Here is a 14,514-nt window from a genome sequence, read left to right on the forward strand (position 1 = left end):
ATGTATATTAATTCCTTAGTTTAACTTTAATTTCATGACAGAAACTTTCTATTATTCTTTCGTTTCAGTAAATGCATCGATGACTTTACCTAATAAGCGATTAAGTTCTTTGACTTCTTCTTTAGATAAAGATGAAGCTGTTGCAACTTTCTCCGATGCTGTGCTTAATTCAGGTCTAATTGTTTCGCTCTTATCTGTTAAGTGAATAAATACTTCACGTTGATCCACTTCAGAACGTTCGCGTTTAATTAAATCAACTTGTTCCATTCGTTTAAGTAATGGTGATACAGTCCCTGTATCTAGTGCTAATTCTGTAACGACTTTTTTGACATTAACAGGTGACTCGTCCCATAAAATCGTTAATACAAGAAATTGTGGGTAAGTTAGGTTGTACTTTTTAAAGACTTTGTTAGAGTAGTAGCGATTAACTTGTCTTTGAGCATTGTACAAACTAAAGCATAGCTGCTCTTTTAAATTATGTTGATCAGACATTAAAGTTCTCCTCCAGACATTCTATCCGTTTTTTCTCTTTTTCGGATTGGAATCCGTCTATGTTGTACAAAATATAATTTATACAACACTTTGATTCAATGCCATGCTAAAATTAAAGTATGCTTAAAGTTTAGAAGATATCTTACATTAAATCAAGTAAAAAGATAATTAAATATATATGTTATCATTTTCAAAAATGCTTGTAATAGAAAAGGGAATATAATATGAGAAATAATAAAGATGAAAAAATAACAATTTCTATCATTAGCGGATTTTTAGGTAGTGGTAAAACTACTTTACTGATACATTATATTAGTGAAATATTAAAAACTGATGAGAAAGTTAAAGTTATTATGAATGAATTTGGCTCATTAGACGTTGATGGTAATCATTTAAGTAATATCGTAGATGTACGTTCAATATTGAATGGCTGTGTTTGTTGTGATTTAAAAATAGATTTAGTGAATCAAATTGAATCACTTGTACAAGGTAATGAAACGGATCATATCATTATTGAAGCTACAGGTATCGCACATCCTATTGAAATTATAATGGCCTGCCAAGACCCACGAATTGTAGAGTATGTACGCCAACCACAAGTCATTGGTGTCGTTGATGCAGAGCGCTTTATAAATAGAATGCAGTATTCGGAGTCAACGATGAGATTAATAGAAGAACAGCTTGAAGTGAGTCATATATTAATTGTGAACAAAACAGATTTGATTAGCGAAGACAAACAGCAACAATTAAAAGATGAATTAAATCTAATCAATGCACAGGTTCCAATTATTTTAACAAGTTATGGAAAGGTAAACATCGATGAAATATCACAATTTCGTGACGATGTCGTAACGACACACACACATTCACATCATCATGGTATAAATAGTATGCAATATACGTTTAGTGGACCAATCGATCGGCAACTTTTTTATCAATTTATTTTACGCTTACCTGATAACGTTTTACGTTTGAAAGGATACGTTCAATTCCGTGATACACCAAATGAAACTTATGAATTCCAGTATGCATATGGTATGCCAGATTATGGAGTTATTGATAAAGATTTGCCTCTAACCATTGTAATTATTGGAGAGCAATTAGACGTTAATAGGCTAAAAAATAAGCTCGATATGATACAATTTTCATAATTAAGGAGAGTATGGTTATGAATAATGAAGATAAACGTGAACAACAAATTAAATTTGAGAAAAACTTAATCACATTTCCGTATTTAGGATTTGCTATAGTTGTGTTGTTATTTAATATTTTTTATCCAGATATTAAAGTATCTATGGCTCTATTTGGATTATTCTTTGCATATAATTTAGGACTACTATTTATTGCTTTCATCAGACATTTCAAACGCACGTTAATTTTAACTTTAGTATTAACTGTTCTAAGTGGTGCAGCTTTCTTCACATTATTATATGTGTTTGGTTTAAGACATTAATTGTTGTTTAATCAAAAGTTTATTTAGTAAAAATGAATAATGATATTTGAGAAGTTTTGTTATTTCAATGTTATACTTTAATTGAAATAACAAAGCTTTTTATTTTTTAGATAGATAAATATAAATTAGGAGGCTATTGTTCATGAATACTAGAAGAAAAGTTTCAATCATTGGAGCAGGAAATACTGGATCAACTTTAGCTTTTGTATTGGCTCAAAAGGAATTAGCAGATATTGTAATGATTGATCGTCCGCAATCAGAGGGATTTGTTAAAGGAAAAGCATTGGATATTTTAGAAAGTGGACCTATTTTTGGATTTGATACAAACGTTCAAGGTTCTGTTGAAATTGAAGATATTCAAGATTCAGATATCGTCGTGATGACTGCAGGAATACCACGAAAACCTGGAATGACAAGAGATGATTTAGTCCAAACAAATGAAGAAATAGTTTATCAAACATCTCTTAATATAGCGAAGTACGCACCTAATGCTACGATTATTGTATTAACCAACCCAGTAGATGCTATGACTTATACTGCATTAAAAGCCTCAGGTTTTCCAAAAGAACGTGTAATTGGACAATCTGGTGTTCTTGATACAGCTCGCTATCAAAGTTTTATTGCTGACGAATTAAATGTTTCAGTAAAGGATATTAATGGTCTTGTGCTTGGAGGACATGGAGATACAATGGTGCCACTTGTAGAATCAACTCAAGTTAATGGCGTACCAGTCAAAGATTTAATTGCGGAAGATGTTTTAGATCGTATAGTAAAGCGAACAAGAAAAGGCGGAGCTGAAATTGTAGAATTATTAGGCAAAGGTTCAGCATATTATGCACCAGCTACGGCTATATATGAAATGATTGAAGCTATTTTAAAGGATCAAAAACGCTTGTTGCCAAGCATTGCATATTTAGAGGGTGAATATGGATTCTCTGATATTTGTTTAGGTGTTCCAACTATTCTTAGCAAGAAGGGTATAGAAAAAATTGTTGAAGTCAATTTAAATGACAAAGAACTAGAACAATTAAAATATTCAGCTGAGTCAGTCGAAAATGTGAAAAATGCATTAAAAAATAAATAGGAAGTTGAAATAAGCCTCTTTTGCATGGTTTCTAATCTTGAAAAAGAGGCTTATTTATCATTTTAATTTTAAAATTTGTACTAGTTATTTATTACAATTTACAAATATTTTGATGATTATGTGTATTTTATCACATCAGCAACTTATTAAAGCGCTTTCTTGATATAATCTAAGTGAAATCATAGTTTAAGGAGTCGATAGGGATGACTAAAGCGAAACCACAAACACATTCACAAAATCAGAATCAAAACACTCAAAGTAACAAGGGTTATAAACCTATATGGATTATTATAAGTTTTGCTTTACTGATTGGAATCTTACTATTACCAACTCCTTCTGGTTTACCTATTATGGCGAAAGCAGCGTTAGCAATATTAGCATTTGCTGTGATTATGTGGGTGACAGAAGCGGTTTCGTATCCAGTATCTGCCACACTCATATTGGGTTTAATTATTTTATTACTGGGATTTAGCCCTGTTCAGAACTTATCTGAAAAGTTGGGGAATCCTAAAAGTGGAGATGCTATTTTAAAAGGAAGCGAATTATTAGGTACAAACAACGCGCTTACTCATGCTTTTAGTGGATTTTCAACATCTGCAGTTGCACTGGTAGCTGCTGCATTATTCCTTGCCACAGCTATGCAAGAAACCAATTTACATAAACGTTTAGCATTAATAGTTCTTTCAATAGTTGGAAATAAAACCCGGAATATTGTTATCGGTGCGATAGTAGTATCTATTGTTTTAGCTTTCTTCGTACCTTCAGCTACCGCTCGTGCTGGCGCTGTAGTACCTATTTTATTAGGAATGATTGCAGCTTTTAAAATGAGCAAGGAGAGTAAGCTTGCTTCTCTACTAGTTATTACTGCAGTACAAGCAGTATCCATATGGAATATTGGTATAAAAACTGCCGCTGCTCAGAACATTGTAGCTATTAATTTTATCAATCAAAATTTAGGGCATGATGTTTCTTGGGGAGAGTGGTTTTTATATGCAGCACCATGGTCTATTTTAATGTCTGTAGCGTTATATTTCATTATGATTAAAGTAATGCCTCCAGAAAGAGATTCAATAGAAGGTGGAAAGGAATTAATCAAGAAAGAATTAAATGAACTAGGTCCTGTGAGTGCTAGAGAATGGCGTTTAATCGCTATTTCAATTTTATTACTCTTCTTTTGGTCTACTGAAAAGATATTACATCCGATTGATTCAGCATCAATAACATTAATTGCTTTAGGGATTATGTTAATGCCTAAAATCGGGGTTATTACGTGGAAAGGTGTTGAAAAGAAAATTCCTTGGGGTACCATTATAGTCTTTGGTGTAGGAATTTCTCTTGGTAATGTTTTATTAAAAACTGGTGCGGCACAATGGTTAAGTGACCAAACATTTGGGTTAATGGGGCTTAAAGGATTACCAATTATTGCAACAATTGCTTTAATCACATTATTTAACATATTAATTCACTTAGGATTTGCCAGTGCGACAAGTCTATCATCTGCTTTAATACCAGTATTCATTTCATTAACATCAACACTTCATTTAGGCGATCATGCAATTGGCTTTGTGTTAATTCAACAATTTGTAATTAGTTTTGGTTTCTTGTTACCTGTAAGTGCTCCGCAAAATATGCTTGCATACGGTACCGGAACATTTACAGTCAAAGATTTCTTGAAAACGGGGGTACCTTTAACGATTATTGGTTACATTCTAGTAATAGTGTTTAGCTTAACCTACTGGAAATGGTTGGGCTTAGTTTAAAAGATAAATTATAAAAAATAAGTAACATTTTATAGGCTGAGGCAAATGATTGTCTCAGTCTATTTTAATGAAATTCTCGTTGTGTTCAAGTCCTCTTTTCAGGGTAAATTAATAAAAAATTATGTTAGGTGGTAACAATCATGGCATTAGGAGTCATCTTAAATAGAGTCTTTAGAACGGATAACAATCCTTTATTTGAATATGTCTATCAAAATATGGAAGATATAGATCAATGCTATTACATTATTCCTAAAGAAGATTTTGGTAATGAAGCAAAAATGAAGCGTAATTATTATTATGGAACATTACAAAAATTTGTTCATGCGCTCTATGAAAACGATATTCAACCATTTTTAATGGATTATGATGAATTGGTTGATTTCTTTAAAGAAAAAGGAATCAATGAGGTGGTTATTGCTGGCGATATAATGAGTTATCACAAGGAAGAGTATGACATTTTACATCAGAGAGAAAATTTTAAAAAAGAAGATATATCGGTAACAACAATAAGAGCAAATCATTATTTTAAACCAAGTAAAACACGAAATAATAAAGGTGAACCTTATAAAGTATTTACGAGTTTTTATAAAAAATGGCGCCCTTATTTAATGAAAAGAACAGTTTATAATTATGATATTAAAGATTTAGCTAAAGTAGGGGTTAAATCAAAACAAAAATTAAAAGGGGACTATAGTCAAAGTGGTATAAGTGAGGAAACTGCCCAGTACAAATGGTCTGATTTTCTAGATAAAGACATAGAAGATTACGATTCAAATCGTGAATACTTGCCTGAAGTCCTTACGAGTCAATTAAGTATATATTTAGCATATGGAGTGCTCGATATTATTCAGATATTTAATGACTTATTAGATGGTTATGATAAAGATGAACAAAATTATGAAGCATTTATTCGTGAATTAATTTTTAGAGAGTTTTATTATGTCTTGATGACTCAATATCCTAAGACAGCACATATTGCATTTAAAGAAAAATATCAAAATTTGAATTGGTCTTATAATGAAGATAATTTTGATTTATGGAGAAAAGGTATGACAGGATTTCCGATTATTGATGCTGCAATGGGAGAACTTAACACTACAGGATATATGCATAACCGAATGAGAATGGTCGTGTCACAATTTCTTACAAAAGATTTATTTATTGATTGGACGTGGGGCGAAGAGTATTTTAGACAAAAGCTAATCGATTATGATGCTGCTTCAAATGTGCATGGTTGGCAATGGTCTGCTTCAACAGGAACAGATGCTGTGCCATATTTTAGAATGTTCAATCCAGTGCGACAAAGCGAACGTTTTGATAAAAAGGCATTATATATTAAAAAATTTATACCGACACTTAATGATGTTGATGCTAAATATTTACACGATACCTATAAACATGAGCGCCAAATTAAAGAACAAGGTATTGAGTTAGGAAAAGATTACCCAAAACAAATGGTAAATCACAGTGAGAGCCGAGATCATGTAATGTCGGAATTTAAAGCAATGGAATAAAAAAGTGTAAACAATTGAAAAATCACTCCATAAATGAACTTTATGGAGTGATTTTATGTAATTTCTGAGTTTTTTACACGTGCCTTTGTGTTAGCTTAATCTAAAAAGACAAATATAAACTGCTACATATTCAAAGAAAGTAATAATATACATATATTTGAGTCTAAGCTTAACTTTGAAAGGAACATCCCAATTTGGATAATGTCTTTCATAGTAAGCAATCTGCATGATAAATAGTCCTATACCTAATGGTAAAAACATGAGTTGAATACTTTTACTATAATTAAATCCAACGTCGTGCCAGAAATGACCAATAATGAGCTGTAAAATGATGAGAATGACGATTAATAATATAATACTGAATATCATTTTTGTAGTCTCACCCCTTTTACAAATAGAACAATCGTACTTTGCATAATTACCATTAAAAGTACAAACATGAACGTTTTAATATTAAACACAGAGAGTACTTGGGTAAAAATCTTTAAAGGTTCATCAATTAAATAAACCGTATGAAGTCTTAAAAATCGGCCGATATATATGCCTAATCCATTTAAGAACATAAGTACAATGATAAGTGTACGATTTAACCATAAGTGAGAAGTTAAATGTCCTATTTCCATAAAGATTAAAATCATAACATATATCGCTAAGAAAACGCCTAACATAAGGTAAGTAAAGTATACCCATTCAGTGAGATTCAACCCTACAAGAAAATTAAATTGAAATTGGTTCAAATGTATTAAATCTGTAATCATATAAAACGTATTAGGTACTAAAAGTAAAAATATCAATCCAAAGACAATAAATAATGGCCATTCGAATGCTTTCTTTGGTTTAAATAATTTTAAAAGTAAGCAAAGTTCAAAGGGCACATAGGCTAAAAATAAATTTAATGTCATGAAATTAAAAACTCTTGTTTCAGCAAGAGAAATAATAAATAAAATTATAAAGTATATCCTTGCAATGTAACGTGGTTGCATTATCATGCACTACTTTCTTAAAGATTTTAATAATTAATTGAATTGTCGAGTTTTAATGGTAACTGTAAATGCTTGTCATATCAAATAATATGAGGTTCACATAAAAATGTAGCCACAAATTCTTTCTAGAACTTGTAGTATACGAGTATTATAGATTTAATAAATTAAGTCCTATGACTAAATGATGTTTTAGATTAATAGCTATAGATGTCATTGTCATCATTCTTTATGCAGTAGTTGATATTTTAGCTATATAGAGATATACACGATGTGATTCATAGGTTTAAGGTATGAAAGTAGCTTATAAATGAGCAAATAGTTTATCATCAATAAATGAGTTATTATGTGATAAAGTAATTCATTCTAAATTTCATTGATATCTTTAGATTCTTATTTTTGAGCCTTAAAATTAAAAGTTTAAAGTCGCCTTATCGTACTTGCTTCTAAATGACTCACTGCTCCTAATCTTTCATTTTGTTGTGCAATATCAGTGATTGAACCTACACTATTTTCATCTCTCTCATCAAAGCACATGGTACTGCTATTCATTTGATGTTCCATCATTATAGACTTTTATTTATATTTATAGCAACTTAATTATACTAAACACAATTGCACTGCGCTTAAAACATTAGGAATATTTATTGTAAAATGTTAATGAAATATTATACAATGTAGAAACTTTAAGTTAATTAAACAAGACGCATTAATAAGTACATTTTTAATTTGATAGATAACAGATATTTTCAAACGTCGTGAATTAAAATGAGTTTTCAGTCTTACATGTAGAGAGGAGGGCATCTTATGAGAAAGCAATTATTTACATTGTACTTTAATATATTTCTAATTTTCTTAGGAATTGGCCTTGTTATCCCAGTATTACCAGTTTATTTAAAAGATTTAGGTTTAAAAGGGAGCGATTTAGGAGTATTAGTTGCCGCATTTGCACTGTCACAAATGGTTATTTCTCCATTTGGAGGTACTTTGGCGGATAAATTAGGCAAGAAACTTATCATTTGCATAGGCCTTGTTTTATTTTCAATTTCAGAATTTATGTTTGCTGCTGGACAGACTTTTACTATTCTTATGATTTCACGTGTGTTAGGTGGATTTAGTGCAGGAATGGTAATGCCAGGCGTCACAGGCATGATTGCTGATATTTCTAAAGGCGCAGATAAAGCTAAGAATTTCGGGTATATGTCAGCCATTATTAATTCTGGCTTTATATTAGGACCTGGGTTTGGTGGATTTCTAGCTGAAATCTCACATAGATTGCCATTCTATTTTGCAGGTTCTTTAGGAGCTATCGCGTTTACAATGTCTCTCGTTTTAATTCATAATCCTAAAAAAGAAACGACAGATGGCTTTCATCAATATCAACCTGAATTATTTACAAAAATCAATTGGAAAGTGTTCATTACACCCGTTATATTAACGTTAGTTTTGGCATTTGGTTTGTCAGCTTTTGAAACATTATTCTCATTATACACTTCTGAGAAAGCCAATTATTCACCTAAAGATATCTCAATTGCGATTACGGGTGGGGGCATCTTTGGTGCTGTATTCCAAGTTTTCTTCTTTGATAAATTTATGAAGTATATGACTGAACTTAATTTTATAGCAAGCTCCTTACTCTATTCAGCAATAGTTCTTGTGATGTTGATACTAGCCAATGGTTACTGGACAATTATGGTAATTAGTTTCATTGTATTTATAGGTTTTGATATGATTCGTCCAGCTTTAACGAATTATTTCTCAAATATTGCTGGTGATCGCCAAGGATTTGCTGGAGGTCTTAATTCCACTTTTACCAGTATGGGTAATTTTATTGGACCTTTAGTAGCAGGAGCCTTATTCGATGTAAACTTAGAGTTTCCATTATATATGGCTATAGCAGTTTCTTTAAGTGGTATTGTAATTATCTTTATTGAAAAGTGGCTAAGAACTAGGCGTAAGCAATCACAATCTTCATAAAAATATAAATCATTAAACACTCTAAGATTACGAAAAACGTACAACTTAGAGTGTTTTGTTAATTTATAGACATTGAGAACCGTAAATTTTAAGTACCTAAATAAGTTTATATGCGTCTTTTATGTAACAAAAGTAACAACTTCATTAATATAAATGTTACAAACATTACAATCTATTTAAATTGTAACCTACATATCTTTTTTCAAAAATTAATATGTTAAGATAGATGAAAATCTTAAGAGAAATGTGGGTAAGGGGATGAATTTGAAAAATATATTATTGAGTGTTGTAGCCGTAATACTATCAATTTGTTTAGTAGGATTAATTTTCCTAGCTACAAACCAAAATGCTTTAGCAAAAGTACATCAAACGATATGTACATTTTCAAAAGTAAATAAAGTCTCTTATATCGAAGATACATTTAATTTACATTCAAACTATACGGCTAAAGCATCTGAAAAAGATAAGAATGATAAAGATAATGAGATAACGTATAATAAATTCAATAATAAAACTACAAACAATCAAACATCTTATAAATTCACACCACAAGAATGCAACGTGATAGCTTTAAACTACGCAGATCATCATTTGAAAACTAATTATAAAATTGACCATATGCAGAGTGAATCACCTAAAGCTAAATATTCATTCTCAGATGCTAATGGTAAACAACACACAAATATTTCAGTAGACGAAGATGGCCATGTAAATAATGAACAATCTCATTCGAGATAATAATTCACTCTTTTAATAATTCTAGAAAGAGTGAATTTTTATATATGCAGAAAATATAGCAATTCGTTTAAAGAATACGAATTGTTGTTGGACATGTTAAAATATATTGAATCAAAGCTACAATATTGAGGGTGGAAAGATGGCTAAAACTAAAAAAACAAATGCGATGCGTATGCTTGATCGCGCAAAAATTAATTATGAGATGAATACGTATGAAGTCTCGGATAAACATCAACATGGTGAACAAATTGCTAAATTGGTTGGTGCAAATGTTGAAGAAGTCTATAAAACACTTGTGCTTGAAAACGCGAATCATGACCACTACGTCTTTGTAATTCCAGTCAATGCGTCATTAGATATGAAGGAAGCGGCTCATGTAGTAAACGAGAAAAAACTTCAATTAATGCCATTAGAGCAACTAAAACAAGTTACTGGCTATGTAAGAGGTGGTTGCTCACCTATAGGTATGAAACATTTATTTCCAACTACTATTGATGTTTCTGCCAAAAATTTAGACAAACTATATGTTAGTGGTGGTCAACGTGGTATGCAAATCATCATCCAAGTAGACGATCTTATAGAGATAACTCAAGCGCAAGTGGCACATATTACACATAAATAAGAGGGGATATGTGTAATATTATGATTGGTTTTGAAAGAATAGATTACTGATACTAAACTCCCGTATTTACGCGTTGATATTGATTATTTATAAAACATCTATTAATTTAGATGTTTTTTATTTTGTCACAAAATGAATGTTTTTGATTGTTTATGATAATTTATGATTGAAAAATGTAAGCGCACTCAATATAATGATAATTGAGATGGGGTGATAAAAGTGATTTCAGAAAAACGTCACGATTTGATATTGCAAGAATTAGCTAAAAAAGACTTCTTAACACTCCAAGAATTAATAGATAGAACAGGGTGCAGTGCTTCAACAATCAGAAGAGATCTATCCAAACTACAAAAGATAGGTAAATTGCAACGTGTTCATGGTGGAGCAACCCTCAATCAAAATCGTGTAGTAGAACCTGGATTGACTGAGAAGTTGACACAGAACCTACGAGAAAAGCAAGAAATTGGTAAACGTGCCGCTCAAGAAATCCAAGACAACGAATGTATTTTCTTAGATGCTGGTTCATCTACTTTGGAAATGATTCAATATATCGATGCGAGAGATATCATTGTTGTCACGAATGGGATGACACATGTGGAACAGTTATTAAAGAATGGGATAAACACTTTAATGATTGGCGGACAAGTGAAAGAAACAACAATGGCAACTGTAGGTGCAAACGCACTGGAAACGTTAAGAAGATATTGCTTTGATCGTGCATTCATCGGAATGAACGGTATGGATTCGAAGTATGGTTTTACAACACCAGATGAACAAGAAGCTTTAATTAAAGAGACGGCAATGAAATTATCCAGTGAGAAATATGTACTTGTCGATCAAACGAAATTTAACCAAGTTTATTTTGCAAGAGTACCATTACTAGATGGAACTAAAATCATTACTTCACAGAAAGCGCTAAAAAATAAAGTCACTGAAGCGTACACCAATCAATATCATTTTTTAGGAGGACAATCATGATATATACAGTTACATTTAATCCCTCAATTGATTACATCATGTTTACAGATGGTTTCGAATTAAAAGGATTAAATAGAGCAAAAGAAACGTATAAATTTGCAGGTGGTAAAGGGATAAATGTTTCAAGAGTACTAAAAACTCTAGATGTTGATTCAACTGCACTTGGTTTTGCTGGTGGTTTTCCAGGAAAATTTATATCAAAAACTTTAGAAGAAAGTAAAATTCATACAGATTTTATTGAAGTAGATGAGGATACTCGTATTAATGTAAAACTCAAATCTGGTCAAGAGACTGAAATAAATGCTCCAGGTCCTAAGGTGACACAAGAGCAATTTCAAGCTCTGATAACTCAAATCAAAAATACAACTAGTGAAGATACAGTTATTGTAGCGGGTAGTGTTCCTAATAGTATTCCAAGTGATGCTTATGCTCAAATTGCTGAGATAACTAAAAACACAGGCGCTAAGCTTGTAGTAGATGCTGAAAAAGATTTAGTTGATACAGTATTACCGTACCGACCACTATTTATTAAACCAAATAAAGATGAGCTTGAAGTAATGTTTAATACGACTGTATCAAGTGATCATGATGTTGTTAAATACGGTAAAGAAATTCTTAAAAAAGGTGCACAATCCGTGATCATTTCTCTAGGTGGCGACGGTGCGATTTATGTGGACGAACACCAAAGTATTAAAGCTGTGAATCCACAAGGTAAAGTCATTAATACTGTAGGCTCTGGAGATAGTACTGTTGCTGGAATGGTAGCAGGCTTGGAATCAGGATTGTCTATCCAAGATGCTTTTAAACAAGCAGTGGCCTCTGGAACAGCAACTGCGTTTGAAGAAGATTTAGCAACTAGGGATGCTATAGAAAAAATTAAATCTCAAGTTACGGTTTCTGTACTTGATGGGGAGTGAATTTAATGAGAATCACAGAATTATTAACTAAAGATACAATTGCAATGGATTTATCTGCATCAGATAAAAATGGGGTTATAGATGAATTAGTCAATCAATTAGATAAAGCAGGAAAACTTAGTGATGTTGCTTCATTTAAAGAGGCTATTCATAACCGTGAATCACAAAGTACAACGGGAATTGGTGAAGGTATTGCGATTCCTCACGCAAAAGTTGCAGCTGTAAAATCTCCTGCAATCGCATTTGGTAAATCTAAAGAAGGTGTAGATTATCAAAGTTTAGATATGCAACCTGCACATTTATTCTTTATGATTGCTGCTCCAGAAGGTGGCGCACAAACTCATTTAGATGCACTTGCTAAACTTTCAGGCATTTTAATGGATGAAAATGTACGTGAGAAGTTAATTAATGCTGAATCTCCTGAAAAGGTATTACAAATTATAGATGAAGCTGATGATGAAGCTACTAAAGAGGAAGAAGCAGAAGCGCAAGAAAATGAAGCAAATGCTTCAGGTGCTGTGGCAAGTACCTCAGCAAGTGAGCATGCTAATGATAGTAATGAGCCATATGTTCTAGCTGTAACTGCTTGTCCAACGGGTATCGCACATACGTATATGGCTAGAGATGCTTTGAAAAAACAAGCTGAAAAAATGGATGTTAAAATTAAAGTAGAAACTAATGGTTCAAGTGGTGTGAAAAACCATTTAACTGAACAAGATATTGAACGTGCAACTGGTATTATAGTTGCGGCAGATGTTCATGTAGAGACTGATCGCTTTAATGGTAAGAATGTTGTTGAAGTGCCAGTGGCAGATGGAATAAAACGTCCTGAGGAATTAATTAACACTGCATTAGACACTAGTCGCAAACCATTTGTTGCTCGTGGCGATAGTGCAAAAGAGAATGACGATAAAAACGAAGAGAAACTTAGCCCTGGTAAAGCATTCTATAAATACTTAATGAATGGTGTTTCTAATATGTTACCACTTGTAATTGCTGGTGGTATTTTAATGGCGATAGTATTCTTATTCGGGCCAAATTCATTTAATCCTAAAAGTTCTGAGCACAATGCGTTTGCAGAACAATTATGGAACATTGGTAAAAATAGTGCCTTCGCATTAATTATTCCAGTTTTAGCAGGTTTCATCTCTCGTAGTATTTCAGATAAACCAGGTTTTGCTGCCGGTTTAGTTGGTGGTATGCTAGCAATTTCAGGTGGTTCAGGATTTATCGGTGGTATTATTGCAGGTTTCTTAGCGGGTTACTTAACTCAAGGAATAAAATATATTACACGTAAATTACCGCAAGCAGTAGAAGGGTTAAAACCAACTTTAATCTATCCAGTGCTTTCAGTAACAATTACTGGTCTTTTAATGGTTTATGTCTTTAATCCTCCAGCTTCATGGCTTAATCATTTATTATTAAATGGTTTAAATAGTTTATCAGGTTCAAACATCATGTTATTAGGACTAGTTGTAGGTGCGATGATGGCAATTGATATGGGTGGACCATTCAATAAAGCTGCATACGTATTCGCTACTGCAGCATTAACTGAAGGAAATGCTGCGCCAATTACAGCAGCTATGATTGGTGGTATGATTCCGCCACTAGCTATTGCTACAACAATGTTAGTCTTTAGAAAGAAATTTACGAAAGAACAAAGAGGTTCAATCGTTCCGAACTATGTAATGGGATTATCATTTATAACTGAAGGTGCAATTCCGTTTGCTGCAGCTGATCCGTTACGCGTGATTCCATCAATGATGGTCGGTTCAGGAGTTGCAGGTGCAATTGCACTAGGTCTAGGCTCTCGAATTAACGCACCACATGGTGGTATTATCGTAATTCTTGCAACTGACTTCAGTCATGTCTTACAAACTATACTTGCATTAGTTGTAGGTACGTTAGTTTCAGCACTATTATACGGTTTCTTAAAACCCAAAGTTACTAAAAATGAAATCCAAGCATCTAAAGCTATGGATGAATAATATAAATTATG

At 32.3% G+C, this 14,514-nt stretch carries 15 protein-coding genes; 11 read left to right on the forward strand and 4 right to left on the reverse strand.

Going from position 1 to position 14,514, the window contains the following annotated elements:
* Nucleotides 1-51: 51 nt before the first annotated feature.
* Nucleotides 52-492: a global transcriptional regulator MgrA gene (gene mgrA / locus AC3WQX_RS00875; protein ID WP_002433445.1), complete on the reverse strand. Its 441-nt coding sequence runs from the start codon at nt 490-492 to the stop codon at nt 52-54.
* A 224-nt stretch (nt 493-716) separates the two neighbouring features.
* On the opposite strand from mgrA, the gene AC3WQX_RS00880 reads away from it, so the two are divergent.
* From AC3WQX_RS00880 to AC3WQX_RS00900, 5 genes are all read left to right on the forward strand, one after another.
* On the forward strand, nt 717-1,643 hold the full coding sequence (locus AC3WQX_RS00880) for a CobW family GTP-binding protein (RefSeq protein WP_492739698.1): 927 nt from the start codon (nt 717-719) through the stop codon (nt 1,641-1,643).
* 17 nt (nt 1,644-1,660) lie between these two features.
* Nucleotides 1,661-1,945 carry a hypothetical protein gene (locus tag AC3WQX_RS00885; protein ID WP_002433193.1) on the forward strand — a complete coding sequence of 95 codons (285 nt, stop codon included), beginning with the start codon at nt 1,661-1,663 and terminating at the stop codon, nt 1,943-1,945.
* Between the two features lie 142 nt (nt 1,946-2,087).
* Entirely contained in the window at nt 2,088-3,029 is a 942-nt protein-coding gene (mdh, locus tag AC3WQX_RS00890) for a malate dehydrogenase (protein WP_023350692.1), read from the forward strand.
* Between the two features lie 203 nt (nt 3,030-3,232).
* Complete coding sequence (locus tag AC3WQX_RS00895) at nt 3,233-4,789, forward strand: SLC13 family permease (protein ID WP_002433438.1); 1,557 nt, start codon at nt 3,233-3,235, stop codon at nt 4,787-4,789.
* A 140-nt stretch (nt 4,790-4,929) separates the two neighbouring features.
* Nucleotides 4,930-6,303, forward strand: coding sequence for a cryptochrome/photolyase family protein (locus tag AC3WQX_RS00900; protein ID WP_023350691.1), 1,374 nt, complete (start codon nt 4,930-4,932; stop codon nt 6,301-6,303).
* Between the two features lie 90 nt (nt 6,304-6,393).
* Here the strand turns inward: AC3WQX_RS00900 and AC3WQX_RS00905 are convergent, their stop codons facing one another.
* From AC3WQX_RS00905 to AC3WQX_RS00915, 3 genes are all read right to left on the reverse strand, one after another.
* Complete coding sequence (locus AC3WQX_RS00905) at nt 6,394-6,672, reverse strand: hypothetical protein (RefSeq protein WP_002433221.1); 279 nt, start codon at nt 6,670-6,672, stop codon at nt 6,394-6,396.
* Nucleotides 6,669-7,286, reverse strand: a complete 618-nt coding sequence (locus tag AC3WQX_RS00910; protein WP_002433397.1) for a DUF1361 domain-containing protein — start codon at nt 7,284-7,286, stop codon at nt 6,669-6,671. The genes AC3WQX_RS00905 and AC3WQX_RS00910 overlap by 4 nt, the downstream gene beginning before the upstream one ends.
* Nucleotides 7,287-7,703: 417 nt before the next feature.
* Complete coding sequence (locus AC3WQX_RS00915; protein WP_153227382.1) at nt 7,704-7,850, reverse strand: hypothetical protein; 147 nt, start codon at nt 7,848-7,850, stop codon at nt 7,704-7,706.
* A gap of 240 nt (nt 7,851-8,090) precedes the next feature.
* Between AC3WQX_RS00915 and norA the strand changes: the two genes are divergently transcribed.
* The 6 genes from norA (at nt 8,091) to AC3WQX_RS00945 (ending at nt 14,503) form a co-directional block, all read left to right on the forward strand.
* Nucleotides 8,091-9,260, forward strand: a complete 1,170-nt coding sequence (norA, locus tag AC3WQX_RS00920; RefSeq protein ID WP_002433129.1) for a multidrug efflux MFS transporter NorA — start codon at nt 8,091-8,093, stop codon at nt 9,258-9,260.
* 258 nt (nt 9,261-9,518) lie between these two features.
* Nucleotides 9,519-9,998, forward strand: coding sequence for a hypothetical protein (locus AC3WQX_RS00925; protein ID WP_002433156.1), 480 nt, complete (start codon nt 9,519-9,521; stop codon nt 9,996-9,998).
* Between the two features lie 139 nt (nt 9,999-10,137).
* Nucleotides 10,138-10,620 carry a Cys-tRNA(Pro) deacylase gene (gene ybaK / locus AC3WQX_RS00930; protein ID WP_002433340.1) on the forward strand — a complete coding sequence of 161 codons (483 nt, stop codon included), beginning with the start codon at nt 10,138-10,140 and terminating at the stop codon, nt 10,618-10,620.
* Nucleotides 10,621-10,839: 219 nt separating this feature from the next.
* Nucleotides 10,840-11,598 (forward strand): DeoR/GlpR family DNA-binding transcription regulator, encoded by a 759-nt coding sequence (locus AC3WQX_RS00935; RefSeq protein WP_002433491.1) that lies wholly within the window; start codon nt 10,840-10,842, stop codon nt 11,596-11,598.
* On the forward strand, nt 11,595-12,515 hold the full coding sequence (gene pfkB / locus AC3WQX_RS00940) for a 1-phosphofructokinase (protein ID WP_002433113.1): 921 nt from the start codon (nt 11,595-11,597) through the stop codon (nt 12,513-12,515). The genes AC3WQX_RS00935 and pfkB overlap by 4 nt, the downstream gene beginning before the upstream one ends.
* Before the next feature lie 5 nt (nt 12,516-12,520).
* On the forward strand, nt 12,521-14,503 hold the full coding sequence (locus AC3WQX_RS00945) for a PTS fructose transporter subunit IIABC (protein ID WP_492739700.1): 1,983 nt from the start codon (nt 12,521-12,523) through the stop codon (nt 14,501-14,503).
* Nucleotides 14,504-14,514: the final 11 nt, after the last annotated feature.

The sequence above is a fragment of the Staphylococcus sp. FW104-15G4D genome (assembly GCF_058790135.1).

Coding starts and splice junctions, on each gene's coding strand:
- mgrA (WP_002433445.1), bottom strand. CDS start 492: ATGTCTGATCAACATAATTTAAAAGAGCAGCTATGCTTTAGTTTGTAC.
- AC3WQX_RS00880 (WP_492739698.1), top strand. CDS start 717: ATGAGAAATAATAAAGATGAAAAAATAACAATTTCTATCATTAGCGGA.
- AC3WQX_RS00885 (WP_002433193.1), top strand. CDS start 1,661: ATGAATAATGAAGATAAACGTGAACAACAAATTAAATTTGAGAAAAAC.
- mdh (WP_023350692.1), top strand. CDS start 2,088: ATGAATACTAGAAGAAAAGTTTCAATCATTGGAGCAGGAAATACTGGA.
- AC3WQX_RS00895 (WP_002433438.1), top strand. CDS start 3,233: ATGACTAAAGCGAAACCACAAACACATTCACAAAATCAGAATCAAAAC.
- AC3WQX_RS00900 (WP_023350691.1), top strand. CDS start 4,930: ATGGCATTAGGAGTCATCTTAAATAGAGTCTTTAGAACGGATAACAAT.
- AC3WQX_RS00905 (WP_002433221.1), bottom strand. CDS start 6,672: ATGATATTCAGTATTATATTATTAATCGTCATTCTCATCATTTTACAG.
- AC3WQX_RS00910 (WP_002433397.1), bottom strand. CDS start 7,286: ATGCAACCACGTTACATTGCAAGGATATACTTTATAATTTTATTTATT.
- AC3WQX_RS00915 (WP_153227382.1), bottom strand. CDS start 7,850: ATGATGGAACATCAAATGAATAGCAGTACCATGTGCTTTGATGAGAGA.
- norA (WP_002433129.1), top strand. CDS start 8,091: ATGAGAAAGCAATTATTTACATTGTACTTTAATATATTTCTAATTTTC.
- AC3WQX_RS00925 (WP_002433156.1), top strand. CDS start 9,519: ATGAATTTGAAAAATATATTATTGAGTGTTGTAGCCGTAATACTATCA.
- ybaK (WP_002433340.1), top strand. CDS start 10,138: ATGGCTAAAACTAAAAAAACAAATGCGATGCGTATGCTTGATCGCGCA.
- pfkB (WP_002433113.1), top strand. CDS start 11,595: ATGATATATACAGTTACATTTAATCCCTCAATTGATTACATCATGTTT.
- AC3WQX_RS00945 (WP_492739700.1), top strand. CDS start 12,521: ATGAGAATCACAGAATTATTAACTAAAGATACAATTGCAATGGATTTA.